Raw genomic sequence first — 24,489 nt, forward strand, 5'->3', positions numbered from 1 at the left:
GGGAAAAACACCGGCGTAGTTTCGGGTGTGTCCGCCTTTCCCCCTGCTCCTGAGGGAGGACGTATGCCCCGAATCACCGTCACCGTCGACGGGATCAAGTACGAGGAGGACGTCGAGCCGCGGCTCCTCCTCGTTCATCTCCTACGTGAGCGGCTCGGCAGGACCGGCACCCCGGTCGGCTGCGACACCAGCAACTGCGGCGCGTGCACGGTCATGCTCGACGGCAAGAGCGTCAAGAGCTGTTCCGTGCTCGCCGTGCAGGCCGACGGCGGCGACGTCGTCACCATCGAGGGCCTGGGCGCGAACGGGTCGATGCACCCGATGCAGCGGGCCTTCCACGAAGAGCACGCGCTGCAGTGCGGCTACTGCACCCCCGGCATGGTCATGGCCGCGATCGACCTGGTCCGGGAGGACCCGGAGCCGTCGGAGGAGACGATCAGGCACGGGCTGGAGGGCAACCTGTGCCGCTGCACGGGCTACTGCAACATCGTGCGCGCGGTGAAGCGCGGCGCGCAGGAGATGGGGCAGGCGGTGAGGACGCAGTGAGCGAGCTGAGCCCCGAGGCCGTCGCCGGGCAGATCGCCGGGAGCGGCCAGATCAACGAGCCGGCCGGCGTCCGCGAGGTGGGCCGGCCGCGCAGGCGGAAGGAGGACGCCAGGCTGCTGACCGGGCGCACGCGCTGGACGGACAACCTCTCCCTGCCCGGCACGTTGCACGTGATGTTCCTGCGCAGCCCGATGGCCCACGCCCGGATCACCCGGGTGGACGTGTCCGCGGCCCGCGGCCTGCCCGGCGTGGTGGCCGCGTTCAGCGGCCAGGACTTCGCCGCCGAGCAGGGCAGCCTGCCGTGCGCGTGGCCGGTGACCGACGACGTCGTCATCCCCGACCACCCGCCGATGGCGACCTCCGAGGTCCGGTACGTCGGCGAGGCCGTGGCCTGCGTGGTCGCGACCGACCGGTACCGGGCGGCCGACGCGCTGGAGGCCATCGAGGTCGACTACGAGCCGCTGCCCGCGGTGCTCGACATGACCGAGGCGCTGTCGCCGGACAGCCCGAAGGTGCACGAGGCGGGCAACCAGGCGTTCTCCATGAAGATCACCTCGGGGGACGTCGAGGCGGCGTTCGAGGGCGCCGCCGTCGTCGTCGACCGGACGTACGTGCAGCAGCGGCTCATCCCGACGGCGATGGAGCCGCGGGCGGTGCTCGTGGACACCGACGGCGACTCCTTCACGATGTGGACCTCCACCCAGATCCCGCACATCCTGCGCGTCATGCTGGCGGTCGTGACCGGCATCCCCGAGCACGACCTGCGGGTGGTCGCGCCCGACGTGGGCGGCGGGTTCGGCTCGAAGTTGCAGGTCACCGCGGAGGAGGTGCTCTGCCTGCTGATGGCGCGCAGGCTGGGCCGGCCGGTCAAGTGGACCGAGTCCCGCTCCGAGGGCAACCTGACCGTGCACCACGGCCGCGACCAGCTCCAGCGCATCCGGCTCGCCGCCGACGCCGACGGGCGCATCCGGGGGCTCCAGGTGGAGCTGCTGGCCGACATGGGCGCGTACCTGATGCTGGTGACGCCGGGGGTGCCGCTGCTCGGGGCGTCCATGTTCAACGCGATCTACAAGATGGACGCGTACGAGTTCGGCTGCAGGGGCGTGTTCACCACCAAGATGCCCACGGACGCCTACCGGGGCGCGGGCCGTCCCGAGGCCACCTTCGGCATCGAGCGGACGATGGACGAGCTCGCCGCCGAGCTGGGCCTGGACCCGCTGGAGGTGCGCAGGCGCAACTGGATCAGGCACGAGGAGTTCCCGTACACCACGATCTCGGGGCTCACCTACGACTCGGGCAACTACGAGGCGGCCACGGAGAAGGCGCTGTCGCTGTTCGGCTACGACAAGCTGCGGGCCGAGCAGGCCGACCGGCGGGACCGGGGCGATCCGGTGCAACTCGGGATCGGGGTCAGCACGTACACGGAGATGTGCGGGCTGGCGCCGTCGAGGCTGCTCGGGGCGGCGAGGTTCGGGGCGGGCGGCTGGGAGCACGGCTCGGTGCGCATGTTGCCGACCGGCAAGGTCGAGGTCATCACCGGCACGTCCCCGCACGGCCAGGGGCACGTGACGGCGTGGAGCCAGATCGTGGCCGACGCGCTGGGCGTGCCGTTCGAGGACGTCCGCGTGCTGCACGGCGACACGGCCGTCGCGCACAAGGGCATGGACACCTACGGCTCGCGCTCGCTGGTCGTGGGCGGCATCGCCGTGCTTCAGGCGTGCGAGAAGGTCAGGGAGAAGGCCAGGAAGCTGGCCGCCCACATGCTCGAATGCTCGCCGGACGACCTGGAGTTCGACGGCGGCGCGTTCAAGGTGCGCGGCACCGGATCGAGCAGGACGATCCAGGAGCTGGCCTACGCCGCCTTCCAGGCGCACGACCTGCCCGACGGCGTGGAGGCGCGGCTCGACTCCGACGCCACCTTCGACCCGGACAACTACTCCTTCCCGCACGGCACGCACCTGTGCGCGATGGAGGTGGACACCGAGACGGGCATGACCCGGATCCGCTCGTACGTGGCCGTGGACGACGTCGGCAAGGTGGTCAACCCGCTGATCGTCGAGGGCCAGGTGCACGGCGGCATCGCGCAGGGCGTGGCGCAGGCGCTGTACGAGGAGGCCGTCTACGACCCCGACGGCAACCTGCTGACCACGACCATGGCCGACTACCTGCTGCCGTCGGCGGCGGACCTGCCGGCGTTCACGACGGACCGGACCGAGACCCCCGCGACCGGCAACCCGCTGGGCGTCAAGGGCGTCGGCGAGGCCGGCACGATCGCCTCGACCCCGGCGGTGGTGAACGCGATCGTGGACGCGCTGCGGCCGTACGGCATCGACGACGTCCGGATGCCGTGCACGCCCGAGCGTGTCTGGCGAGCGCTGGAAGGAGCGCGGCCATGATCCCCGCACCGTTCGACTACGTGCGTCCCGACTCGCTGGCGGCGGCCTGCGCGGAGCTCGCCTCCGACGAGGACGCCAAGGCCCTGGCCGGCGGGCAGTCGCTGCTCCCGCTGCTGCGGCTGCGACTGGCCTACCCGTCCAAGCTGGTGGACATCGGCCGCCTGCCCGGCCTGAACGGCGTGCACGACCGGGGCGACCACGTCTTCATCGGCGCGCTGGCCACGCACGACGAGGTCATGCGCTCCCCGGTGGTGAACGCCGGCGTCCCGCTGGTGGCGCTGGCCACGGCCAGGGTGGCCGACCCGGCGATCAGGCACCGGGGGACGTTCGGCGGCTCGCTGGCGCACGCCGACCCGGCGGGCGACCTGCCGGCCGTGGTGCTGGCGCTGGACGGCGTGATCGTGGCGGCGTCGGCGGAGGGCGAGCGGGAGATCCCGGCCGCCGAGTTCTTCGTCGACTACCTGGAGACGTCGTTGCGGGCCGGGGAGATCCTGGCCGGGGTGAAGCTGCCGAAGCTGGGCGAGGGCTGGGGCTTCCACTACGAGAAGTTCCACAGGACCGCGCAGTCGTGGGCGATCGTCGGCGTGGCGGCCGCGGTCAGGCGTTCCAACGGCGCGATCGCCGAGGCCAGGGTCGCGCTGACGAACATGGGCCCGACCCCGGTGCGCGCCCGCACGACCGAGACCGCGTTGCGGGGCGTCGAGCTCGGCGACCGGCTGCGGCAGGCGTGCGAGCAGGCCGCGGACGGCGCCTCGCCGCCCGCCGACCTGCACGCCCAGCCCGACTACCGCCGCCACCTGGCCCGGGTCCTGACCCACCGGGCGGTGCGCACGGCCGCCGGGTCCCCCTGAGTGAGGCGGGGGCGCCTCTTCCGGGGCGCCCCCGCCCCGACGTAGTGTCGCAACCAACCTCGGAAGGAGCGGATCGATGGCGATGCGGTTCGAGCACGAGTTCACTGTCCCGGTTCCGGTCGAGCAGGCGTGGGCGGTGCTGCTCGACGTCGAACGGGTCGCGCCCTGCCTGCCGGGGGCGACGCTCGACATCTTCGAGGGCGACGAGTTCACCGGCCGGATGAAGGTCAAGGTCGGCCCGATCACCGTCACCTACCGGGGCTCGGCCAGGTTCGAGGACGTCGACAAAGACGCCCACACGCTCACGATCCAGGCGTCCGGCAAGGAGGCCAGGGGCTCCGGCACGGCGTCGGCCACGGTCAGGGCGCACATGACGCCGGCCGAGGGCGGCACGTCGGTGGCCGTGGAGACGACGTTCAACGTGACCGGGCGGCCCGCGCAGTTCGGGCGCGGGGTCATGGCCGAGGTCGGGGCCAAGCTGATCGACCGGTTCGCCGGCAACCTCGCCCGGCTCCTGTCCGAGCCCATGGTGGAGCCGGTCGTGCCCCAGGAGCCGCAGCCGCGAGAGGAAGAGGAGGAGCGGCACCTGAGCGCGCTGCCCGTTCCCGAGCCGGACGTGCGGCCTTCGGGCACGCTGCGGACCTCGCGCACGCCTGACGAGGAGGCGCTCGACCTGCTGGAGATCGCCGGGCAGCCGCTGCTCAGGCGGCTCGCGCCGATCGCGGGCGGGCTCGTGGCGCTCACGATCCTCATCTGGGTGATTCGTCGCCTTATACGCTGATTTTCAGCAAAAACCCCATAAAGTCCGGTCACTTCCCGCCGCCAGGGGGAAGTGCCATTCCCGCAGGTCATTACTGGGGGGACGTCGGGATGCCGGACTGCAGCGTGGTCGTGATCTCGTACAACGACGCGGCCCGCCTGCCCAGGGCCGTGCGGTCCGTGCTGCGTCAGTCGTTGCGCGACCTCGAAGTGATCATCTCCGACGACGCCAGCACCGACGGCACGCCCGAGGTCGCCGCGCGGCTCATGGCCGAGGACCCGCGGGTGCGCTACCTGCGCAGGGAGAGCAACAGCGGCGGCTGCGGGGCACCCCGCAACGACGGGATCGACGCCGCCAGGGCGCCGTACGCCATGTTCCTCGACAGCGACGACGAGCTGCCCCGGCACGCGTGCAAGAGCCTGCTCACCGAGATCGAGCGCACCGGGTCCGACTTCGTGTCGGGGCAGATCTCCCGGCTGTTCGAGCGGGACGGGCGGCTGCGCCCGTACTATCCGTCGTTGTTCGCCCGGCGGCGGGTGGTCGAGGGCATCCGCGCGGAGCCCGAGCTGTTCCTCGACTCCTTCAGCACCAACAAGCTCTACGACATCGCCTGGCTGCGCGACAACGTGCTGCGCTTCCCCGAGGACATCCACTACGAGGACCACGTCTTCGCCACCGAGCTGTACGCCGTGGCCCACCGGTTCGCGATCGTCCCGTGGGTGGTCTACCACTGGCACCGGGCGCGCTCGAACGAGTCGATCTCGCTCAGCATCGACGAGATGGACAACGTGCGGCAGCGGGTGACCGCGGCCCGGCTGAGCGACGACATCCTGCGCGGCTACGGCGCCGAGGACCTGGTCCCGCACCGGCAGTACCGGTTCCTGCGGCAGGACCTGCGGGTCTACCTCAACCCGCTGCCCGCGCGCGACCTGGTGTGGGTGAAGGAGTTCGCCTCGGTCGTGCGGCCGTACCTGGAGGAGATCCCCGGCGAGGTGTTCGACCGCATCGAGCCGATGGACCGGGTCTGCTGCCGGCTCATCCTGGACGACAGGATCGACGACCTGCGCGTGGCGGCCGGCTCGCTGACCGGCCCCCGGGCCGCGCCGCGGGCGGCCGTGCAGGTGGACGGGCACACGTACTGGGGGACGACGGCCGCGCCCTGGCTGGACATCACCGCGCTGCGCCTGGCCGAGCTGCCCTACACCGACTCCCGGCTGCGGCACGAGGTGACCGGCCTGGCCACGAACGGCGAGCGGGTGCGGATGATCGTGCGCACCTACGACCCGTTCGGCGTGCTGCCAGCCGAGTGGGAGGCGTTCCTGGACGCGGGCAGGGAACGCGTGCCGATCCGGCCGGTCCCCTCGGGCGACGGCGGGTACGTCAGCGAGGTCGTCTTCGCCCCCTGCGGCAGGAGCGACCCGCGCATCGGCTTCCGACGCCGCTCCGACGGCCACGTCACCACCGACCGGCTGATCGTCGACCCCAACCTGGAGCCGATCGAGCTGCCCGGCTGCACGGTGAAGACCGAGGGCTACGCCGCCTACCTGTGCGTGCGCACGCACTCGCGCGCCCGCTCGGCGCTGCGGCGGGCCCGCCGGTTGCTGCTGAGGAAGCTCAACACGCCGCGCGTCAAGCTGCGCGCCTACAAGCTGCTGATCAGGGTGGTGCCGCGGCGCGACGACCTCGCCCTGTTCGAGTCGGACGTCGGCAAGGGCTACAACGGCAGCCCCCGGGCCATCTACGAGGAGGTGCGGCGGCGCGGCCTGCCGATCGAGGCGGTGTGGTCGGTCGCCAAGGGCCGCGGGAACTTCCCCGCCGACGCCCGGCTGGTCCGCCGGGGAAGCTGGCGCTACCTGTGGACGATGGCCCGCGCCGGGATCTGGGTGGACAGCCACGGCTTCCCGCTGGACTACCCGAAGCCGCCCGGCACCCGCTACCTGCAGACCTGGCACGGGCAGGGCATCAAGTCGATCGGCTTCGACGCGCCCGACCTGCGCGGCGACTTCGACAGGCCGCGCGAGCAGTGGCGGGCCGCCGTCGCCCGGTGGGACGCGCTGGTCTCGCCGAGCGCGGAGTTCTCACGGGTGTTCCTGCCCTCCAACGGCTACGACGGCAAGGTCTACCGGTGCGGCACGCCGCGCTGCGACGCGCTGGTGCGGGCGGAGGCGGCCGGCGACGTACGGGCCCGGCTGGAGATCCCGCCGGGGCGCAAGGTCCTGCTCTACGCGCCCACCTACCGCGACCGGGACAAGATGAGCGGCCGCTCGGTACGCGCCGACCTGGACCTCATGGCGAAGGAGCTGGCCGGCGAGTGGGTGGTGGTCCTGCGTACACATCCGGTCGAGAAGTACGAACCGCCCGAGCGGCTCAGGCACTTCGTCCGGCCGGCCTCGTCCTATCCGGAGATCAACGACCTGATGCTGGCCTCGGACGCGCTGCTGACCGACTACTCCTCCGTGATGTGCGACTACGCGCTGACCGGCAGGCCGATGGTGTTCCTCATCGACGACTGGGACGACTACCGGCTCTGCGAGCGCGGCGTCTACCACGACCTGCCCGCCATCGCCCCGGGCCCGTGCGTGACCACCACGGCCGAGCTGGTGGACGTGCTGCGCGACCTGCCCGAGGTGCACGCCGCCTTCGCCGCCAAGTACGCCGCCTTCCGCGACCTGTGGTGCGCCGACGAGCACGGGGACGCCTCCGCCCGCATCGTGGACGACTTCTTCGAGGGGCGTACGCGATGACCGTCGTCTTCGCCTGCCTGGACGCCGACACGCTCGGCGGCGTCCAGCAGGTCACCCACACCCTGGCCCAGGGCCTGGCGGAACGCGGCCACGAGGTGCACGTCGTCGGCCTGCACCGCGCCGCCACGCCCTTCCGCTACGTGGACCGGCCGCGTTACCGGCAGCACGTGGTGGGCGGCCCGCTCGGCGCGCAGGGCCCGCTGGCCCGGCGCCTGGCCGACCGCAGGGTCAGGGAGCTGCTGCGCGACGTCCGCCCCGGGTACGCGGTGATGACCTCGCCGTCGGTGGTGGCCAGGCTGGCGGGGCTGCTGCCCGCCGGGTTCCGCTCGATCGGGCAGTACCACGGCTCGTACGACCACGCCCGCGGCTGCTGGCACCTGGCCTCGATCAAGAAGCACTATCCCGACCTCGACCAGGCGCTCTTCCTCAGCGAGGACGACGCCTGGTCCTTCTCCGAGCACGCCCTGCTGCCCAACGCCTGGACGCTGCCCAACCCGCTGGGCGCCTGGCCTGCGGAGACGTCGGCGCTCGACGTGCCGCGGGTGCTGGGCGTGGGCCGGCTGGAGGGCGTCAAGCGGTTCGACCGGCTGATCAGCGCCTTCGCCCGCGCAGAGCCGCCGCCGTCCTGGGAGCTGCACCTGATCGGCGACGGCGCCGAACGCGAGCGGCTGCGGGCGCACGCGGCCCGGGAGGGCGTCGCGGACCGGGTGGTCCTCCGCGGTCTGGTGCCCGCTCATCGGATGGGCGAGGAGTACCTGAACGCCTCGCTGGTGGCGCTGACCAGCGAGCACGAGGGTCTGCCGGTCGTGCTGCTGGAGGCGTGCGCCCACGGGGTGCCGTCGGTCGCGTTCGACGTGTCGGGCGGCGTGCGCTCGGCGGGCCCGGTACGGGTGCCGCCGGGGGACGTGGACGCGTTCGCCGCCGAGCTGGCCGCGCTGATGGGGTCGGCGCGGGAGCGGCGGCGGCTGGGGGCCGCCGCCCGGACACGGGCCGAGGCGTTCCGCCTCGACCACGTGCTGGACCGCTGGGAGTCCCTGTTCGCGCACATCGAGCGCTAGACGGTCACCTCGGGACGCTGCTGCGGGATGCCGGCCAGCGTCTGCTGCGTGGAGGTGAGCAGCGCGCCGACCGGGCTGGGCTCGCGCAGCCGGTTGAAGCGGTCGCGCATGGCCTTGCGCGACCGGCTGGCCTTGCGCTTCTGCATGGTCTTCTGGCAGGCCGTCACGTGTTCCTTGGCCGGCCTGGGCACGTCGGTCAGCTCGTAGCCGTTGGCCTGAAGGCGCTCGCCGAGCATGTGCTCGCACAGCGCGATCTCCCAGTCGTCCAGGCGGTTGGCCCAGCTCCCGACGCGGCTGCGGGTGACCTCGCGGTGGGTGTTGCTGTGCCAGACCTTGTGCTGCGGGACCGCCTGGACGGCCGCCTCGCGGGGGGAGATCATCGACGGCGCGAAGTCCTCCTCCAGGAAGTGGCAGAGCTTCTTCATCTCGGTCATCGGGTCGTCGGTGAGGTCTTCGTAGCGCAGCTCATAGTAGGTGTCGTCGGGCAGCGTGCGCCGCAGCCGCTCGCCGGCGTCGATGGCCTCGGCCCAGGTGGAGATCGCGTGGAAGGAGTCCAGCGTGTACCAGGGCATCTCCTTCAGCGAGGCCACGCAGTCGCGGCCGTCCCTGATCAGGTGGATGAACTGGGCGTCGGGGAAGAGGCGCAGCAGCAGGTCGGTCTGCTTGACGTAGCTGGGCCTCTTGTCGCCCCAGCGGGCCTTGTCGAAGCGGTCGGCGTACATGCGGAAGGCCGTGCCGATGACCGAGCCGAGCGAGCCCGGCCCCTCCACGGCCTGCCGGATGAACTCGTCCTTGTCGATCTTGAGCTCGCGGAACTTCGTGCTGCGGTCGGTGGCGATCCACTGCGCCAGTGCCTTGCGCCGCTGAGGGACCCGCAGGTCGCCCCATGTGCGGCGCCGGTAATAAGCGGGAACGAGGAAGCGCGTCTCCGGCGGCACCGCCATGCGCGGGTGCGAGTGGAGCATGAGCTGGAGCATCGTGGTGCCGGACCGCGGGCATCCAATGACGAAGACTGGCCGGTCGGACATTTCGTACTAACCCCCGAAAACTTAGACGAGAACGTGCTCTCGGCTCTCCTGGGAGGGCACGCTGTGCCTGCGCGTGAAGAGCCACATCCGGTAGACAAGGAAGATCTCGTTGGCCAGGAGCATGACCCCGGCGGCCGCCGCGAGCGGGATCAGCGCCCACACCCCGGCGAGCGGCGCGATCACGAAGACCGCCGCATGGAACTCGATGCCGCTGATCAGGTGCGAACGCACCCGGTGCCTGGCCAGGAACCTGTTGAGGCGCCTGAAGAAGGCGGGCAGCCGCCGCCTGCGGCCGCCGGGGCGCGGGGCGCGTTCCATGAGCATGCGCAGGTCGAGGTCCGCGGGCGCCCGATCCAGAGGGACGGTGTCCTCGCCGGGCGGCTCCGGCTCGCCCCGCTCCTCCCTGACGGCCTCGCGCACCCGCTTCATCTGCGGCGCGTTGACGTACCTGAACAGGTCGAGCACGGCCACCGCCGCGCCGAGCACCACGTACCGGACATCCGCCGTCAGGACGTACTGCCCGTACGCCAGCCCCCCGGCGCACAGGACGACCCTGACCCGGTCCCCCACGTAGTCCAGCCAGAGCCCGAAGGGCGTCCCCGTGCCCTTGAGCCGGGCTATCTTGCCGTCCACGCAGTCGATCGTGAAGCTCAGATAGAACATCAGGGCGCCGGCGACGAGCTGGTCCAGCGCGAAGCAGGCCGCCGACACCATGCCGAGGACCAGCGAGAACACCGTGAGCCCGTTGGGCGTGATCCGGGTGCGGTTGGCGACGGGAAGGGCGACCCGGCAGGCGACCGGGTCCACGAAATACACGGTCCACCAGGAGTCTCTCCGCTTGCGTGTCTCGTAGACGTCATCCAGCGAATAGGTCCTCATGGATCCCAGCATGGCTACGGACCGCCGTCTGACGATTACTGTCTGGAACTACTGGGGGATGTCCATGCCGCTTCTTGACCAAGCTTGCAGGGAAAACCGCCACGCACCGTGCGCGTCCGCGTCGCGGAACCAGCCCTTGAGCACGAGGCCACGGGTCTCGGCCTTGACCAGCAGCCGCCAGCTCGGCCCGCCGCCCTCCAGCGCCCTGGGGTCGATGCCGGCGGTCACGCCGTACCGGCCGGTCCGCCCGACCTCCAGGGGGATCCGGCGGCGGCCGTCGCTCAGCCACATGCTCACCTTGCCGACCTTGCGATCGACCCGGTGGACGGACACCTCGCCGCGTACCCGGTACTCGGTGCCCGTCCAGGAGCAGTCGTCCACCCGGGCGATCAGCTTGAGCTCGTCGCGGGCGTCGTAGACGTCGTCGGGGATGCCGAGCCGCCGCCGTTGCCGGAAGTAGGGGTAGTCGCCGTACCAGTTGACGGTGCGGAAGCCGCGCGGGCGCACCCGCGTGCCGTCCACGCGGCTGCGGCGGAAGTCGCGCACCGCGCGGAGCTGGTCGATCATGCCGCGTCTGGTCAGGTGCAGCTCCAGGCGGCGCAGCGAGGGCGCGGTGGCCAGGGCCCGGGGGCTCAGCTCGTCCAGCCAGGCGTCGGCCAGCCCGAGCAGCGGCACCAGGTCATGGCCCTCCTCCCGCGCCGACTCCAGCGCCTGGAACAGGAAGACGATGTCCTTCTCCAGCACCAGCGCGTCGAACTCGGGCAGCAGCTCCGGCGCGCCGTCCTCCAGGAAGGCGCGCACCGCGCGGATGGCGCTCAGGCGCTCGTGCAGGTTGGGCAGCTGTGAGCGGCGTTGCGTGATCGAGGTCTCCCCCTCGTCGCGCCGGCGCCAGTGGTAGACGACGTCGTCCACCATGTCAACGCTGGTGGCCAGGACGTGGGCCTGCATGGCGACCGGCACGTCCTCGTAGATGCCGGCGGGGAAGCGCAGGCCGTGCCGTCGCCAGAAGTCGGCGCGGTAGACCTTGTTCCACACCGTACGGTCCCTGACCAGGACCTTCTTGTCGGTGATGTGGGTGCACAACACGGGCCGCCGGAAGACCCGCTCGTGCAGGATCGACTCCTCCAGCACGCCGTCCACCATGCGCCTGACCGCGCCGCACGCCAGGTCGGAGCCGGTCTCGCCGAGCTTGGCGATCAGCACCTCGTACGCGTGCGGCGGCACGACGTCGTCGCTGTCGGCGAAGGCGAGATAGGTGCCCCTGGCCCGCCTGATCCCCTCGTTGCGCGCCGGCCCCGGCCCCATGTTCTGCTGCTCGACGATTGTGAAGCGGGAGTCGCGGGCCACGAAGTCGTCGGCCAGCCGCCGGCTCCCGTCGATCGAGCCGTCGTCGACCATGATGACCTCGAAGTCCTCCATGGTCTGCGCGGCCAGCGATTTCAGGCACTCCGCCAGGTACGGCTCCACATTGTGGACCGGGACGATGACACTGAGCAGGGGGATCATGACGCTCCTTGGCTCTCGTGGAAGGCGGTAGAGGGCAGCATGCCGCGACCGCCTCGCCGGTTCCGCGCCCGATGCCCGTCCCTGATGAGCTCTTTACCTGACACGGAATCCGCTACGTTGTGCAATGAGTCGAGCACGAATGGTAGGGGGAGCGGTGCTGAGACGCGTCCGGGACGATGATCTGCCCGTCATGCGCCACTGGCGCAACCATCCGCGCGTGCGCGCCGCCAGCTTCACCGGCCACGAGATCTCCGAGGACGAGCACGCCCGCTGGTGGGCCGCCGTCCGCGCGGACGCGGCCAGGCAGGTGCTGATCTACGACCACGACGGGGCACGCGCCGGGGTGGTGACGTACTCGGGGCTCGGCGGCGACAGCGCCTCCTGGGGCTTCTACCTCGACCTCGACGGCCTCGAACGGTCCGGGGCGGTGCTGAGGGCGTGGGCGGGCCTGGAGCGGGCCGCCATCGACCACGCGTTCGGCCCGCTGGGGCTGACGACCCTGCGCGGCGAGGTGCTGGCCGACAACGAGCCGGTGCGGCGGCTGCACAGGCGCTTCGGGTTCGCCGAGGTCGCGACCTACCTGAGACCGGTCGACGGGGTGCCGCGCGAGGTCGTCGCCGTCGAGCTGAACAACGCCGTCCAACCGAACAACGCCGTCGAACCGAACATCGCCGTCCAGCCGAACGTCGCCGTCGAGCTGAACGAGGAGGAGCAGGGATGATGTCCATCGGAGGGCGGACGATCGGGGCCGACCGGCCGCCGTTCGTGATCGCCGAGATGTCCGGCAACCACAACGGGAGCCTGGAGCGGGCCCTCGCCATCGTCGACGCGGCGGCGTCCGGCGGAGCGCACGCGCTGAAGCTGCAGACCTACCGGCCCGACACGATCACGGTCGACGCCGACGGCCCCGCCTTCCGCGTGGGCGACGGGCACGAGCTGTGGGGCGGCGAGAACCTCTACCGGCTGTTCGAACGCGCCCACACCCCCTGGGAGTGGCACGAGCCGATCTTCGAACGGGCCCGCGAGCACGGCCTCCTGGCCTTCTCCGCGCCCTTCGACCCCACCGCGGTGGAGCTGCTGGAGAAGCTCGACGCGCCGGCGTACAAGATCGCGTCCTCGGAGATCGTGGACCTGCCGCTGATCAGGCTGGCCGCCTCCACCGGCAAGCCGCTGATCATCTCCACCGGCATGGCCACGGCCGGCGAGATCGAGGCCGCGGTGACGGCGGCCCGCCAGGCGGGCTGCACGCAGCTCGCCGTGCTGTCCTGCACCGCCTCCTACCCCGCCTCCCCGGCCGAGAGCAACCTGCGCTCGTTGCCCCTGCTGGCCGCGCTCACCGGCGCCGAGGTCGGCGTCTCCGACCACACGCCGGGCATCGGGGCGGCGCTGGCGGCGGTCGCGCTGGGCGCGTGCCTGATCGAGAAGCACGTGACGCTGTCGCGGGCCGACGGCGGCGTGGACGCCGCCTTCTCGCTGGAGCCCCCCGAGCTGGCGGCGCTGGTGGAGGAGAGCGAGCGGGCCTGGCAGTCGCTGGGCCGCCCGGTGCTCGGGCCGCGCGAGTCCGAGCGCGAGGGGCTGCGCTTCCGCCGGTCGCTCTACGTGGTCCGCGACGTACGCGCGGGCGAGGCGGTGACCGGGGAGAACGTGCGGTCGATCCGCCCCGCCGGCGGCCTGCACCCCGATGCCGCCGACGAGGTGATGGGCCGCCGGTTCACCCGCGACGCGGCCCTCGGCACGCCGTTGACCTGGGACCTCATCTGATCCACAGGTCGAGGAAGGCGTCGGCGACGCGTTCCCTGCCCTTGCCGTCGACCAGCCCGCCGCCCCGCCTGCCGTGCTCCTCGCGCAGCGCGGGGTCGGCGAGCAGGCGGGCGAGCACGCCGACGGCCTCGGCGTCGGCCGCCCGGCCCAGCCCGGCGGCCACCCCCCGGCCCACCAGCGCCCGGTAGCCGATGAGCTGGTTGTCGGCCACCCAGCTCAGCGCCGTGGGCACGCCGAGGTGGAGCAGCTCCCAGATGGCCGACCCCGCGGCGGTGACCACGAGGTCGGCGGCGGCCATCAGCTCGGGCAGGCGGTCGGTGGGCGGGATGACGGTGATGCCCTCCCCCGCCTCGAACGGCTCGGGGCTGACCAGCGTGGCCTGGAACGGCACGCCCGTGCACGCCAGCGCCTCGGCCCAGGCGGGGGCGACGCCCGCGCTGTCGGTGCCGCCGAAGAAGCAGAGCACCCGCGGCACCGGCCCCGGCTGCCGCGTCCTGCGCCGCCCCCGGACGCTGTCGCGCAGCAGCGCGTACCGGGTGCCCGCCAGCCGCCAGGAGTCGCGGGGCAGTGGGAAGGGCCGGTCCTCGGCGCCGAGGTTCTGGTCGAGGTAGAGGTCGGCCTCCTGGCCCAGCGGGTCGCCGTCGACGATCGCCAGCACCGGGAAGCCCACCGCCCTGAGCGCCCCGCCGGTGCCCTCCGGCAGCTCGTACGAGTCCAGCACCACGGCGTCGAGCCGCAGCTCGCAGGCCAGCGCGACCAGCCGGTCGGGCCGCCGGGGGGCGGCCACCAGCGGCAGACCGCGGCTCCTGAGCTGGTCCATGGCCCATTCCGAGCCGGAGACCGTGCCGAGGAAGACCACCTCGACGCCCCTCGCGCTCAGCTCCTCGGCCAGCGCCACGCAGCGCACCAGATGTCCGGCCCCGCTCCCCGCCGCGGCGTCGCAGCGCACGCCCACCCGACCGCTCATGCGTCCTGCAACTCCTTCTGGCGCACGTGGGCGTTGAGCTCGCAGACCTCCGGCCGGGCCCGCAACCAGCTCACCAGCGTGCGGACGGGCACGCAGGCGTCGCCCAGCTCCTCGACCACGCGGGCGACGAGCCGCCAGTCGTCGTCGGTGTCGAGCGTGACCCGCAGGTCGTCGGCCGCGGCCATCGGCTGGGGGGTCAGGCCGAGCAGCCGCGACTCGCCCGGGTGCGCGTAGACGTAGGAGGTGACGTGGGTGCGGTGGAAACCGGTGGCCTCGGCGTCGGCGCGCTCCAGGGCCGCCCTGCCGACGATCTCGACGTCGAGCCCGCGGGGCAGCGACCCGCCCAGGCTCGTGCTGACGTAGTCGAGGCCCGGGACCGCGCGGAAGACCAGCGCCGCCTCCCTGATCACGGCGGGGTCGAGCAGCGGGCAGTCGGCCGTGAAGCGCATCACCGCCTCGGCCCCCCGCCCGGCCAGCGCCTCCATGAACCGGGTGAGCACGTCGTCGACGGGCCCCCGGTGGCAGGCCACGCCGAGCCGGTCGCACTCGGCCGCCACCGCGTCGTCGGCGGCCTGCGTCGTCGTGGCCACCACGAGGTCGTCGAGCGCCCCAGACTCGCGCGCGGCGCGCACGACCCACCCCAGGACCGAACGTCCGCCGAGGTCGCGCAGCACCTTCCCGGGCAGCCGGGTGGAGCCCATCCGAGCCTGGATGATTCCGACAATACGCATCAAAACCACATTCCCCCGTGTGACCATACGTGGTTGACCGGTCGCGCTATGCTACCGGCCAGCTCGAACGACTACGGTTCGTCAGCGCGATTTCAGGGGGCCGCGTGAGCATTCTCAGTGGATCGTCCATTCTGATCACCGGAGGAACGGGGTCCTTCGGCAAGGCGTTCATCCGCCACGCGCTCGACTCGCTCGGGGTGCGCCGCCTGGTGGTCTTCTCCCGCGACGAGCTCAAGCAGTACGAGCTCAAACAGCTCTTCCGCGACGACGAACGCCTGCGCTGGTTCATCGGCGACGTACGCGACCGCGACCGGCTCACCCGCGCCATGCACGGCGTCGACCACGTCGTCCACGCCGCCGCGCTCAAGCAGGTCGACACCGCCGAGTACAACCCGTTCGAATACGTCCGCACCAACGTCGCCGGGTCCCAGAACGTGGTCGAGGCGGCCATCGACTGCGGCGTGCGCAAGGTCGTCGCGCTGTCCACCGACAAGGCCTCCAGCCCGATCAACCTCTACGGCGCCACCAAGCTGGTCGCCGACAAGCTGTTCGTCTCGGCCAACCACTACGCCGCCGCCCACAAGACCCGCTTCGCCGTCGTCCGCTACGGCAACGTCGTCGGCAGCAGGGGCTCGGTGGTGCCGTTCTTCCTGCGCCTGGCCGAGCAGGGCGGCAGCCTGCCGATCACCGACAAGCGCATGACCCGGTTCTGGATCACCCTCGACCAGGCCGTGCGGTTCGTGGTCGACTCCTTCGACCTCATGCAGGGCGGCGAGCTCTACGTCCCGCGCATCCCCAGCATGCGCATCACCGACCTGGCCGAGGCGCTGGCCCCTGACAACCCGGTCTACGAGATCGGCATCAGGCCGGGCGAGAAGCTGCACGAGGAGATGATCGGCCCCGACGACGGCCGCCGGACCCTGCGCCTTTCCGACCGCTACGTCGTCCAGCCCACGATCGCGACCTGGGGCTACCAGGCGCCGCAGACCGGCGAGCTGCTGCCCGAGGGGTTCTCCTACCGCTCCGACACCAACGACCGGTGGCTGTCCGTGCGTGACCTGCGCGACATGGTGGCCGGCTGATGCTGCCCTACGGACGGCAGTCCATCATCGAGTCCGACATCGAGGCGGTGGCTGAGGTGCTGCGCGGCGACTGGCTGACCACGGGCCCCGCGGTCAGGCTGTTCGAGAGCGAGCTGGCCCGGTGGACCGGCGGCGTTCCCTGCGTGTCGGTCACGTCCGGCACGGCCGCGCTGCACGTCGCGTACGCGGCGGCGGGCGTCGGCCAGGGTGACGAGGTGATCACCTCGCCGCTCACGTTCGTCGCCACGGCGGCCACGGCCGTCCTGCGCGGCGCGCGGGTGGCCTTCGCCGACGTCCAGCCCGACACCGGCAACATCGACCCCGACTCGGTCACCGCGCTGGTCACACACCGGACGCGGGCGATCACGGGCGTCGACTACGCGGGCCATCCCGCCGACTACGACGAGCTGCGCACGCTCGCCGAGCGGGCGGGCGCGGTGCTGGTGGCCGACGCGGCGCACTCGATCGGGGCGTCGTACAAGGACCGGCCGGTGGGGTCGGTGGCCGACCTGACGACGTTCTCGTTCTTCCCGACCAAGACCGTGACGACCGCCGAGGGCGGCGCGGTGGCCGTGGCCGATCCCGGCCGGTTCGAGCGGGCCGCCCGCTTCCGCAACCACGGCCTGGTCCGCGACCCGGCCGAGCAGCGCGACCCCGACCACGGCGGCTGGCACCAGGAGGTGCACGAGTTCGGGCTCAACTACCGGCTGCCCGACGTGCTCTGCGCGCTGGGCGTCAGCCAGCTGCGGCGCCTCGAACGGTTCCGCGCCCGCCGCGCCGAGCTGGTCGCCCGGTACAACACGCTGCTGCGCGACGTGCCCGGCCTCACGCTGCCCGCCCAGCGGGCCTACGTCACGCCGAGCTGGCACCTCTACCCGGTCAGGGTGCGCGACGGCCGCCGGCGCGAGGTCTACGAACGCATGCGGGCCGCGGGCATCGGCGTGCAGGTCAACTACATCCCGGCGTACTGGCACCCGGTGTTCGAGGACCTCGGCTACCGGCGTGGGCTGTGCCCGCGCGCGGAGGCGTACTACGCCGAGGAGCTGTCGCTGCCGCTGTTCGCCGACCTGACCGACGGCGAGCAGGACCTCGTCGTCGAGACCCTCGCCGCGATCCTCGCCTGAGAAGGCCGGCCGGTCAGCGTTCGGCCAGCAGCAGGCAGCCGTCCTCGCTGCGGTCGATGAGGAACCGCCGGTCGTCCACGGTGGCGACCTGGCGCTCGGCCCGCCGTACGAGCGGGCGGATGGGCCGGCCCTGGTCGATGACCACCTCCCACCACGACTCGCGGCCGACGCTCTCGTCGATGCCGGCCAGCGGCACCCGCGCGGAGAAGTCCTGGCCGGCCAGCGCGACCGGGAAGTACATCTCCTCGCCGTCGCTCTTGCGCCGCAGCCGCACCACGGGCTCGCCGTCGCCGAGGTCGTTGATCCGGCCCGAGAACACCAGGTCGCCGTCGTCGACGCGGCACTCGCCGATGAGCGCCTGGGCGTGCCGCAGCCGCAGCCCCCAGGCGCCCTTGGAGCTGCGCGCCGGCACCAGCCACACGCCCGACCTGCGGCGCGGCGCGGGCACCGGCGGTGGCAGCCAGCGCCGCCCGGCCACCTTGGCGTCGAGCTTCAGCCCGGGGCCCTTGAGCATCACGCGCAGCTCCCAGTGGCCACGCCGGGCGAGCTGGGCGGGCGTGAACACGGCGGGGTCGACGGCGAAGGCGAACGGGAAGCCGTGCTCGGGCACCATGACGCCCTCCTCCAGCTCGACGGTCTCCCAGGTGGGCGCGCTCTCCTCGTCCGACAGGTGGATGACCTCGCCGGACGCGCGCTCGGCCAGCCAGGCGCGCACCCGCACCCGGCGCAGCGCCCCGGCGTCGAAGCGGCCCAGCGCGGCCCGGCCCGCGCCGGTCAGCACGCCGTCGCGCCACTCCAGCGACACCAGGCGGGCGGTCAGGGTCAGCCCCTCGGAGACCTCCGACAGGCGCGCGGGGATCGCCGGGTGGCGGCCGTACCAGCGCCTGCGCAGCAGGCCCGCTGGTCGGAGGCGGGGTTGCAGCCGGCCCTCGCGGGCCTGCTCGAACACCGCGGCCAGCTCCTCCAGCCGTCGCCGGTGCAGCAGGTGCACCTGGATCCGGTGCTCGAACGGGACGCTCAGCCAGCACTCGCGGGACACGCTGTCGAGGTAGCGGACCATCAGGTCGAGCAGCTCGGGCCGGACGCCCGTCGTGGCGGCCGCCTCGACCGCCACCGTCATGTCGATGTCGAGCGTGTCGCGGTCGAAGTCGGGCTTGAGCTTCGGCGCGTCGCGGGCCAGCAGGTCGGCGGTCTGCAACACCGACAGGAGCCGGTCGCGCAGGTTGCCCGCCTCCAGGCGGCGCTGGGTGATCGAGGAGCCGGGCTCGTCGCGCTGCCGCCAGTGGTAGACGACCTTGGACAGCACGTCCACCGAGCGGGCGCCCACGTGGGCGGCCATGGCGACGGGCTGGTCCTCGTACATGCGCTCGGGGAAGCTCAGGCCCAGCCGGTCCCAGAAGGACCGGCGGTAGACCTTGTTCCACAACATGCGGTCGCGGATCAGCAACGGGTGGCGGGTGATGTGGGTACGCCTCATCGGCGTCGCGAACGCCTCCCGATGGGCCCAGGAGGGGATGAGCAGGTTGCGGTAGAGCCGCATGACGTTCCCGCAGGCCAGGTCGGAGCCCGTGGACTCCAGCGAGGACACCAGCCGTTTGAACGCCTCGCGCGGCACGGTGTCGTCCCCGTCCACGAAGGCCAGGTAGCGGCCGGTGGCCTGGGTCAGGCCGACGTTGCGGGCCCGTCCGACGCCCTGGTTGGGCTGCCTGACGAGACGGATCCGGGGATCGGCCGCCTGCCTGGACTCGACCTCGGCGCATCCGTCGTCGCGGCTGCCGTCGTCGACGCAGATGACCTCCAGGTCGGACATCGTCTGCGCGGAGATGGAGTCCAGGCAGGGACCGATGTACTTCTCGACGTTGTGGAACGGGACGATCACCGTAAGAACCGGCACATGCACTCCTCAGCGTTGTCGTCGGCTCGTCAGCCGGACAGCAGGCGGATGACCCTGCGGGCGACCTTTCGCGGGCGGGCCAGACGGCGGGAGAGGCGGTACCCGAGCGTGCGCCGGTAGGCGGCGGCCTTGCGCTGGGTCCTTCTCAGCTTGGACCTGGCCCTGACGAGCTCGCGCTCGCGGTAGGAGAGCTTGGTCTCCAGCCTGGAGACCCTGGCCAGGGCGGCGGTGAGCTGGTCGGCCAGGCGGTCGCGGGCGCCGAGCAGGTCACGGTAGGTGGGCGGGTCGGCCTGCTCGGCCGGGTGGCCCAGCTCGGCGTCGAACTTGCGGGCCAGGTCGAGGTCGCCCTGGTCGCAGGGGCGTCCGGCCATGCCGCAGAGCGTCAGCGTGAGCTGGTCGGCCTCCAGCGGCCACGGCCAGGGGTGGTGGTGCCCGGCCGCGAGCAGCCGTACGGCGAACCGCCACAGGATCCTGCACAGCACCACGCGCGGCTCGGGCGGGACGGCCGGCGCGGCGGTCTGGACGATGGCGGCGAACCGCTCGCCGTCGTGGACCAGGCCATCGGCGGTCACGCACGGGCCGCCGTCGGCCTCCAGCCAGGCGGCCAGCGCCGACAGCAGCTCGCGCACGGCCTTGGTGTCCTCGCGGGCGCACGCCTCGACCAGGATCTCCTCGACCACCCGGCCGGCCGGGACGGGACGCTCCGCGCCGTCGGGCAACCGCCGCGCGCCGGCCCTGGTCAGCTCGTGGACGACGGCCCCCTCCTCGATCAGCCCGAGCGGCAGCTCAACCGCCCCCTCGGCGTCCCACGTCGCGGGGGGTGCGTCGAACTCGCCGCAGGGCTCGTCGGCCGAGCCTTCCGCGTGCGGCGTGCGGAGGGACGCGGAGGCGGCGTCGTCGAGCGGCGGTGACGCGGGCCGCGGGGGCGACGGCGGCCGGGTGGCGACCGCGAGCCACAGCGGCGCCAGCTCCTCCCCCAGCCGGTGCCGGAACACCAGCCGGGTCAGCCGCAACGGGTCGGCCACCAGCATCCGGTCACCGCCCCTGGCGCTCAGCGGGAACGTGACCGCCTCCGGCAGGTCGAAGGCGAGCGCCTCGCGCGCCAGCAGCGCCCGGGGGGCCTGCCGCCCCGGATAGGCCGCGTAGCACCGCTCGACGCTCAGCCCCGCCGCCTCAAGAGCGCCGTCGAGCGCGCCGGGCCCGCTCGGGTAGCTCGGGTCGAACCCGTGGGGGGCCCACTGGTCGTCGCCGCCTTCCCGGTCGGCGGGCCTAGCCTCGATGAACCGGTCGACGCCCAGGTCGTTGCGCACACCCAGCACCAGCCGCCCACCGGGCGCGACGAGCGCGGACAGCGCGTGCAACGACTCGATCCACGCCGCCGCCGGCGCCTCGGCCGAGTGCGTGCGCAGCAGCCCGTCGAGCGCCAGCACCAGCTCGTACGGCTCGTCCGCGTCGAACACGTCGAGCCGCCCGCAGTGGACGGCGAGCTCCGGGTGCCGTTCGCCGAGGGCGCAGGCGTCGGGGTAGGACCGCAGCAGCACGGCCGTCTCAGCCGCCCGGCCGACCACGTCGTCGACCAGCAGCTGCGGGTGCGGCCCGACCAGCAGCACCCGGCCGGTCGCCGGGATCATCCGGCCGACCAGCTCCAGGGCCGCGCCGCGCCAGTCGGTGACGCCGGCCACGTTGGACAGGTCCGACCACAGCAGCATCTCGCCGCCGATCAGGCGGACGTTCTCAGGCGCCTCGCTCACGCGCTCGCTCATGACGTCACCCCGTGGAGCAGGACCGGCCGTCCGGAGGCGGTCGCCCTCCCCCGTGGCTCGGGCCGCCTCGCTCCCGCCGCGCCTCCTCCTGCCTGCGCTCCCGCGGGCACCCGCTTCCATCCGAACATTCGCCGTAGCTCCTCCGGTGTCGCCTGATATTCGAATCCCAGCTCCTGCCGCGCCACCTCGGCGGCCAGCTCGGGATCGACGTGCGTGCCGTGCAGCTCGGGCCAGAGCCGCATGCGGCGCGCCGTGCCGCCGTACTCGGGGCGCTCGTCCTCGTACTGCATCGGGTCTCCGTACACGGCGACCTCGCAGCCGACCGAGGCGCCGTAGAACAGCGCGCTGCCGAGCCGGTTGGAGGCCACCCTGCGGTGGCGCCGCAACTGGATCAGCTGCCGGCGCAGGAAGTCGCGCCCCTTGCTCTCCCACCGGGAGCCGCGCTCGCCGTGACAGATGACCTTGAATCCCCTCGCTTCGTACGCCCGCCGGATGTCCGGATTCGCATATTCCAGCCAATAAAGACAGACAGTTACCGGTTCGGTCTCGACATTTCGGATTTCGTCGGCGAGATGGGCATGGTCTCCGGTCACGGAGGACTTTTCCCAGCCATGAAAGGGATACCAGATCGTACCCTTCCGCTCGGAGACCACGCCGAGATCCGGCTCCAGGTAAAGGAGGTAGATCCAGGGCGCTCCGATGAGATAGTGGCCACGCCTGCCCATCGACCAACCCCGACGACGAAGCACGTCAGACCAGATGAAACGGGGATATCCGGGGCTGCACCAGTGGTCGTTCGGGGGAAATCCGTGGAGATAGTTCCATCCGTGTTGAAGGAAGCCCTGGATTCGTTTCGGCGTCTCGTCCGGCACCTCGCAGTACCTGCCCAGAATGCGCGAGTGCCCGTACCAGTGATTGGATTCGTCCATCATTCCCCCTGTAGCGGTTGGCGCGCCTCTTGGGACATTCCCAGCCCTGAACGACGGCCACGCGCCGTTATACGCTTCCATTACTCACGTCGGGGGTTTGGTTTCTCCTGCCACCCGAATCCCCGCTACACTTCGTCGTGGCTTGAGGACAGAGAGTGAGACATTATGAGTCATCTCGACCGCCTGCGGGCCGTCTTCCGCACGGCGCTCAACCTGTCGGCCGACACGCACGTCGACCGCCTCGAATACCGCGGCATCCCCCAGTGGGACTCCCTGGCCCACATGGCGTTGATCGCGGCGATGGAGGACGAGTTCTCCATCATCATCGACACCGACGACATGATCGACATGAGCTCGTTCGCCAAGGCGGGCGAGCTGCTGGAGAAGCATGGAATCGGCGCAGCCGCGGTCTGAGGCCCGCGTCGCCCTGGTCACGGGGTCGACGAGGGGCATAGGCCGCGCCATCGCCACCACCCTGGCCGCGACGGGCCACACGGTCGTCCTCCATGGCCGCGACGCCGAGCGCGCCGACAAGGCCGCCGCCGAGGTGGCCGCGGCGACCGGCGGCCGCACATGGGCCGTCCACGGCGACGTGGCCGACCGCACCGCCGTCGCCGGCCACATGCGCGAGATCACCCGGCGCCACGGGCGGCTCGACGCCCTGGTGGTCAACGCCGGCGTCCACGCGTCCGGCCCGCTGGCCATGGCCCGCGCCGAGACCCTCGACGAGCTCTACCGCACCAACGCCCTGGCCCCGGCCCACACGCTGCAACTGGCCTTCCGGCTGCTGCTGCGCGGGCAGAGCCCCGCCGTCGTGCTGGTCTCCTCGCTCATGGGCCGCGCGGGCGGCGCCAACCAGGCGGCCTACTCCGCGACCAAGGCGTCCGTCATCGGCCTCACCCTGGCCGCCGCCAGAGAGATGGGCCCGGCGGGCATCAGGGTCAACGCCGTGGCCCCCGGTTACATCGAGACCGACATGCTGAAGTCGCTCCAGCCGGAAGCCCGCGAGACCGCGATCTCGGCGACCCCGCTCCGGCGCCTCGGCAGGCCCGACGACGTCGCCCAGGCGGTCGCGTTCCTGCTCTCGCCCGGCGCGTCGTACATCACCGGCCAGGTGCTCGGGATCGACGGCGGGCTGGTGTCGTGATGTTCCCATCCGGGCAGGCCCGGCTCCTCGTCGCCGGCGACCAGGAGGGGCTGGCCGGCGACGAGCTGACCCGGCGCGTCGGCCGCGTGGCCGACGCGCTGTCCAGGCTGCGGCCGGGGCCGCTGTTCTGCGGCATGCGCAACAACCTGGCGTCCGTGCTGCGCTATCTCGCCGCCTGGCAGACCGGCAGGCCGATCGCGCTGCTCGACCCCGACCTGTCGGCCACGGCCCTGGCCGACCTGGTGAACCGGTTCCGGCCCGCGGCGCTGGTGGGGTTCACCCACGCGCCCGACGGCCCGCCGGGCGCCCGCGGCCAGGCCCCCGACCCGCATCCCGACCTGGCCGTGATGCTGGCCACCTCGGGCTCGACGGGCAACCCCAAGCTGGTTCGGCTGTCCCGCGAGGCGGTCTCGGCCAACGCCGCCGCCATCGCCTCGGCGCTGTCGATCATGCCCGGCGAGATCGCGCCCACCAGCCTGCCGCTGCACTACAGCTACGGCCTGTCCGTGCTCAACAGCCATCTCCATGCGGGGGCGACGGTCGTCCTGACCGAGGCCGGGCTGCTCGAACGTTCCTTCTGGACGCACCTCGACGAGCACAAGTGCACCTCGCTCGCGGCCGTCCCCTACCAGTACGAGATGCTGCGCAGGCTCCGCTTCGACCGCGCCGAGCATCCCACGATCTGCACGCTCACCCAGGCCGGCGGCCGGCTCAGCCCCGAGCTGGTGACCCTGTTCGCCACCCAGGCCGACCGCTTCTTCATCATGTACGGCCAGACGGAGGCCACGGCCCGCATCGCCGTCCTGCCGCCCGACCGGCTCGCCGACAAGCCGGGCTCGGCGGGGCAGGCCGTCCCCGGCGGGCGGCTGGCGATCGACGGCGGCGAGGTCGTCTACCACGGGCCCAACGTGATGATGGGCTACGCCGAGACCGCCGCCGATCTGGCCAGGGGCGACGACCTGGGCGGGGTGCTGCGCACCGGCGACCTCGGCCGGCTCGACGACGAGGGGTTCCTCTACGTCACCGGGCGGCTCAGGCGCATCGCCAAGATCTTCGGCGTACGGGTCAACCTCGACGACGTCGAGCTCCTGCTGCGCGACACCGTGCCGGTCGCGGCGACCAGCGGCGACGACCGGGTGACGGTGTGGGCCGAGGGGCTCGACGCGGCCGGGTGCCGCAACCTGGCCCGCCGGCTGGGCGCCGAACTGCGGCTGCACTGGAGCGGCTTCGACGTGCGCGCCGTCGAACGACTGCCGCTGCTGCCCACCGGCAAGATCGACTACCGGACACTGGAGTCGAGCCCGGAGGCCGGGTGATGAGCCT

At 72.2% G+C, this 24,489-nt stretch carries 21 protein-coding genes; 13 read left to right on the forward strand and 8 right to left on the reverse strand.

Annotated elements, in window-relative coordinates:
- Window positions 1–63 precede the first annotated feature (63 nt).
- From ACIHAD_RS04360 to ACIHAD_RS04385, 6 genes are all read left to right on the forward strand, one after another.
- The gene (locus ACIHAD_RS04360; RefSeq protein ID WP_397352903.1) at window positions 64–546 is read left to right on the forward strand and encodes a (2Fe-2S)-binding protein; all 483 of its coding nucleotides are present in this window, start codon (window positions 64–66) and stop codon (window positions 544–546) included.
- Window positions 547–596: 50 nt separating this feature from the next.
- On the forward strand, window positions 597–2,942 hold the full coding sequence (locus tag ACIHAD_RS04365) for a xanthine dehydrogenase family protein molybdopterin-binding subunit (RefSeq protein ID WP_397353046.1): 2,346 nt from the start codon (window positions 597–599) through the stop codon (window positions 2,940–2,942).
- The gene (locus tag ACIHAD_RS04370) at window positions 2,939–3,793 is read left to right on the forward strand and encodes an FAD binding domain-containing protein (RefSeq protein WP_397352904.1); all 855 of its coding nucleotides are present in this window, start codon (window positions 2,939–2,941) and stop codon (window positions 3,791–3,793) included. The genes ACIHAD_RS04365 and ACIHAD_RS04370 overlap by 4 nt, the downstream gene beginning before the upstream one ends.
- Before the next feature lie 76 nt (window positions 3,794–3,869).
- Window positions 3,870–4,574: an SRPBCC family protein gene (locus ACIHAD_RS04375; RefSeq protein ID WP_397352905.1), complete on the forward strand. Its 705-nt coding sequence runs from the start codon at window positions 3,870–3,872 to the stop codon at window positions 4,572–4,574.
- An 89-nt stretch (window positions 4,575–4,663) separates the two neighbouring features.
- On the forward strand, window positions 4,664–7,297 hold the full coding sequence (locus ACIHAD_RS04380; protein ID WP_397352906.1) for a CDP-glycerol glycerophosphotransferase family protein: 2,634 nt from the start codon (window positions 4,664–4,666) through the stop codon (window positions 7,295–7,297).
- Window positions 7,294–8,355 (forward strand): glycosyltransferase, encoded by a 1,062-nt coding sequence (locus ACIHAD_RS04385; RefSeq protein WP_397352907.1) that lies wholly within the window; start codon window positions 7,294–7,296, stop codon window positions 8,353–8,355. The genes ACIHAD_RS04380 and ACIHAD_RS04385 overlap by 4 nt, the downstream gene beginning before the upstream one ends.
- Here the strand turns inward: ACIHAD_RS04385 and ACIHAD_RS04390 are convergent.
- From ACIHAD_RS04390 to ACIHAD_RS04400, 3 genes are read right to left on the reverse strand one after another with little or no spacing between them, the layout of a single operon-like run.
- A complete protein-coding gene (locus ACIHAD_RS04390) occupies window positions 8,352–9,383 on the reverse strand; it encodes a sulfotransferase family protein (RefSeq protein ID WP_397352908.1) in 1,032 nt (343 codons plus the stop codon). The two genes, ACIHAD_RS04385 and ACIHAD_RS04390, sit on opposite strands and share 4 nt — an antisense overlap.
- A 21-nt stretch (window positions 9,384–9,404) precedes the next feature.
- Window positions 9,405–10,262 carry a CDP-alcohol phosphatidyltransferase family protein gene (locus ACIHAD_RS04395; protein ID WP_397352909.1) on the reverse strand — a complete coding sequence of 286 codons (858 nt, stop codon included), beginning with the start codon at window positions 10,260–10,262 and terminating at the stop codon, window positions 9,405–9,407.
- Between the two features lie 48 nt (window positions 10,263–10,310).
- Window positions 10,311–11,768: a glycosyltransferase family 2 protein gene (locus ACIHAD_RS04400; RefSeq protein ID WP_397352910.1), complete on the reverse strand. Its 1,458-nt coding sequence runs from the start codon at window positions 11,766–11,768 to the stop codon at window positions 10,311–10,313.
- A gap of 154 nt (window positions 11,769–11,922) precedes the next feature.
- Here ACIHAD_RS04400 and ACIHAD_RS04405 point away from each other — a divergent pair, with 154 nt between their 5' ends.
- Together ACIHAD_RS04405 and pseI are read left to right on the forward strand one after the other, a co-directional pair.
- Window positions 11,923–12,489, forward strand: coding sequence for a GNAT family N-acetyltransferase (locus tag ACIHAD_RS04405; protein ID WP_397352911.1), 567 nt, complete (start codon window positions 11,923–11,925; stop codon window positions 12,487–12,489).
- Window positions 12,486–13,529 carry a pseudaminic acid synthase gene (gene pseI / locus ACIHAD_RS04410; RefSeq protein WP_397352912.1) on the forward strand — a complete coding sequence of 348 codons (1,044 nt, stop codon included), beginning with the start codon at window positions 12,486–12,488 and terminating at the stop codon, window positions 13,527–13,529. The genes ACIHAD_RS04405 and pseI overlap by 4 nt, the downstream gene beginning before the upstream one ends.
- Here the strand turns inward: pseI and ACIHAD_RS04415 are convergent.
- Together ACIHAD_RS04415 and ACIHAD_RS04420 are read right to left on the reverse strand one after the other, a co-directional pair.
- A complete protein-coding gene (locus ACIHAD_RS04415; RefSeq protein ID WP_397352913.1) occupies window positions 13,522–14,496 on the reverse strand; it encodes a PseG/SpsG family protein in 975 nt (324 codons plus the stop codon). The two genes, pseI and ACIHAD_RS04415, sit on opposite strands and share 8 nt — an antisense overlap.
- Window positions 14,493–15,227, reverse strand: a complete 735-nt coding sequence (locus tag ACIHAD_RS04420) for a cytidylyltransferase domain-containing protein (RefSeq protein ID WP_397352914.1) — start codon at window positions 15,225–15,227, stop codon at window positions 14,493–14,495. Before ACIHAD_RS04420 ends, ACIHAD_RS04415 begins: the two co-directional genes overlap by 4 nt.
- A gap of 104 nt (window positions 15,228–15,331) precedes the next feature.
- Between ACIHAD_RS04420 and pseB the strand changes: the two genes are divergently transcribed.
- A complete protein-coding gene (gene pseB, locus ACIHAD_RS04425) occupies window positions 15,332–16,309 on the forward strand; it encodes a UDP-N-acetylglucosamine 4,6-dehydratase (inverting) (RefSeq protein WP_397352915.1) in 978 nt (325 codons plus the stop codon).
- Window positions 16,309–17,433, forward strand: coding sequence for a DegT/DnrJ/EryC1/StrS family aminotransferase (locus ACIHAD_RS04430; protein ID WP_397352916.1), 1,125 nt, complete (start codon window positions 16,309–16,311; stop codon window positions 17,431–17,433). The genes pseB and ACIHAD_RS04430 overlap by 1 nt, the downstream gene beginning before the upstream one ends.
- 13 nt (window positions 17,434–17,446) lie before the next feature.
- Here the strand turns inward: ACIHAD_RS04430 and ACIHAD_RS04435 are convergent, their stop codons facing one another.
- From ACIHAD_RS04435 to ACIHAD_RS04445, 3 genes are read right to left on the reverse strand one after another with little or no spacing between them, the layout of a single operon-like run.
- A complete protein-coding gene (locus ACIHAD_RS04435) occupies window positions 17,447–19,327 on the reverse strand; it encodes a glycosyltransferase (protein WP_397352917.1) in 1,881 nt (626 codons plus the stop codon).
- Window positions 19,328–19,356: 29 nt separating this feature from the next.
- On the reverse strand, window positions 19,357–21,090 hold the full coding sequence (locus ACIHAD_RS04440) for a hypothetical protein (RefSeq protein WP_397352918.1): 1,734 nt from the start codon (window positions 21,088–21,090) through the stop codon (window positions 19,357–19,359).
- Window positions 21,087–22,022 carry a hypothetical protein gene (locus ACIHAD_RS04445; RefSeq protein WP_397352920.1) on the reverse strand — a complete coding sequence of 312 codons (936 nt, stop codon included), beginning with the start codon at window positions 22,020–22,022 and terminating at the stop codon, window positions 21,087–21,089. Before ACIHAD_RS04445 ends, ACIHAD_RS04440 begins: the two co-directional genes overlap by 4 nt.
- 162 nt (window positions 22,023–22,184) lie before the next feature.
- Here ACIHAD_RS04445 and ACIHAD_RS04450 point away from each other — a divergent pair, with 162 nt between their 5' ends.
- The 3 genes from ACIHAD_RS04450 to ACIHAD_RS04460 are packed head-to-tail and all read left to right on the forward strand — an operon-like array spanning window position 22,185 to window position 24,482.
- On the forward strand, window positions 22,185–22,433 hold the full coding sequence (locus ACIHAD_RS04450) for an acyl carrier protein (protein ID WP_397352921.1): 249 nt from the start codon (window positions 22,185–22,187) through the stop codon (window positions 22,431–22,433).
- Window positions 22,408–23,166 carry an SDR family NAD(P)-dependent oxidoreductase gene (locus tag ACIHAD_RS04455; protein ID WP_397352922.1) on the forward strand — a complete coding sequence of 253 codons (759 nt, stop codon included), beginning with the start codon at window positions 22,408–22,410 and terminating at the stop codon, window positions 23,164–23,166. The genes ACIHAD_RS04450 and ACIHAD_RS04455 overlap by 26 nt, the downstream gene beginning before the upstream one ends.
- On the forward strand, window positions 23,166–24,482 hold the full coding sequence (locus ACIHAD_RS04460; RefSeq protein ID WP_397353048.1) for an AMP-binding protein: 1,317 nt from the start codon (window positions 23,166–23,168) through the stop codon (window positions 24,480–24,482). The genes ACIHAD_RS04455 and ACIHAD_RS04460 overlap by 1 nt, the downstream gene beginning before the upstream one ends.
- The last annotated feature ends 7 nt before the right edge of the window (window positions 24,483–24,489 follow it).

The sequence above is a fragment of the Nonomuraea sp. NPDC052265 genome, from assembly GCF_044547985.1.
Lineage (GTDB): Bacteria > Actinomycetota > Actinomycetes > Streptosporangiales > Streptosporangiaceae > Nonomuraea.

Coding starts and splice junctions, on each gene's coding strand:
- ACIHAD_RS04455 (WP_397352922.1), top strand. CDS start 22,408: ATGGAATCGGCGCAGCCGCGGTCTGAGGCCCGCGTCGCCCTGGTCACG.
- ACIHAD_RS04400 (WP_397352910.1), bottom strand. CDS start 11,768: ATGATCCCCCTGCTCAGTGTCATCGTCCCGGTCCACAATGTGGAGCCG.
- ACIHAD_RS04375 (WP_397352905.1), top strand. CDS start 3,870: ATGGCGATGCGGTTCGAGCACGAGTTCACTGTCCCGGTTCCGGTCGAG.
- ACIHAD_RS04420 (WP_397352914.1), bottom strand. CDS start 15,227: ATGCGTATTGTCGGAATCATCCAGGCTCGGATGGGCTCCACCCGGCTG.
- ACIHAD_RS04380 (WP_397352906.1), top strand. CDS start 4,664: ATGCCGGACTGCAGCGTGGTCGTGATCTCGTACAACGACGCGGCCCGC.
- ACIHAD_RS04430 (WP_397352916.1), top strand. CDS start 16,309: ATGCTGCCCTACGGACGGCAGTCCATCATCGAGTCCGACATCGAGGCG.
- ACIHAD_RS04415 (WP_397352913.1), bottom strand. CDS start 14,496: ATGAGCGGTCGGGTGGGCGTGCGCTGCGACGCCGCGGCGGGGAGCGGG.
- ACIHAD_RS04445 (WP_397352920.1), bottom strand. CDS start 22,022: ATGATGGACGAATCCAATCACTGGTACGGGCACTCGCGCATTCTGGGC.
- ACIHAD_RS04385 (WP_397352907.1), top strand. CDS start 7,294: ATGACCGTCGTCTTCGCCTGCCTGGACGCCGACACGCTCGGCGGCGTC.
- ACIHAD_RS04370 (WP_397352904.1), top strand. CDS start 2,939: ATGATCCCCGCACCGTTCGACTACGTGCGTCCCGACTCGCTGGCGGCG.
- ACIHAD_RS04390 (WP_397352908.1), bottom strand. CDS start 9,383: ATGTCCGACCGGCCAGTCTTCGTCATTGGATGCCCGCGGTCCGGCACC.
- ACIHAD_RS04460 (WP_397353048.1), top strand. CDS start 23,166: ATGTTCCCATCCGGGCAGGCCCGGCTCCTCGTCGCCGGCGACCAGGAG.
- pseI (WP_397352912.1), top strand. CDS start 12,486: ATGATGTCCATCGGAGGGCGGACGATCGGGGCCGACCGGCCGCCGTTC.
- ACIHAD_RS04450 (WP_397352921.1), top strand. CDS start 22,185: ATGAGTCATCTCGACCGCCTGCGGGCCGTCTTCCGCACGGCGCTCAAC.
- ACIHAD_RS04395 (WP_397352909.1), bottom strand. CDS start 10,262: ATGAGGACCTATTCGCTGGATGACGTCTACGAGACACGCAAGCGGAGA.
- ACIHAD_RS04360 (WP_397352903.1), top strand. CDS start 64: ATGCCCCGAATCACCGTCACCGTCGACGGGATCAAGTACGAGGAGGAC.
- ACIHAD_RS04440 (WP_397352918.1), bottom strand. CDS start 21,090: ATGAGCGAGCGCGTGAGCGAGGCGCCTGAGAACGTCCGCCTGATCGGC.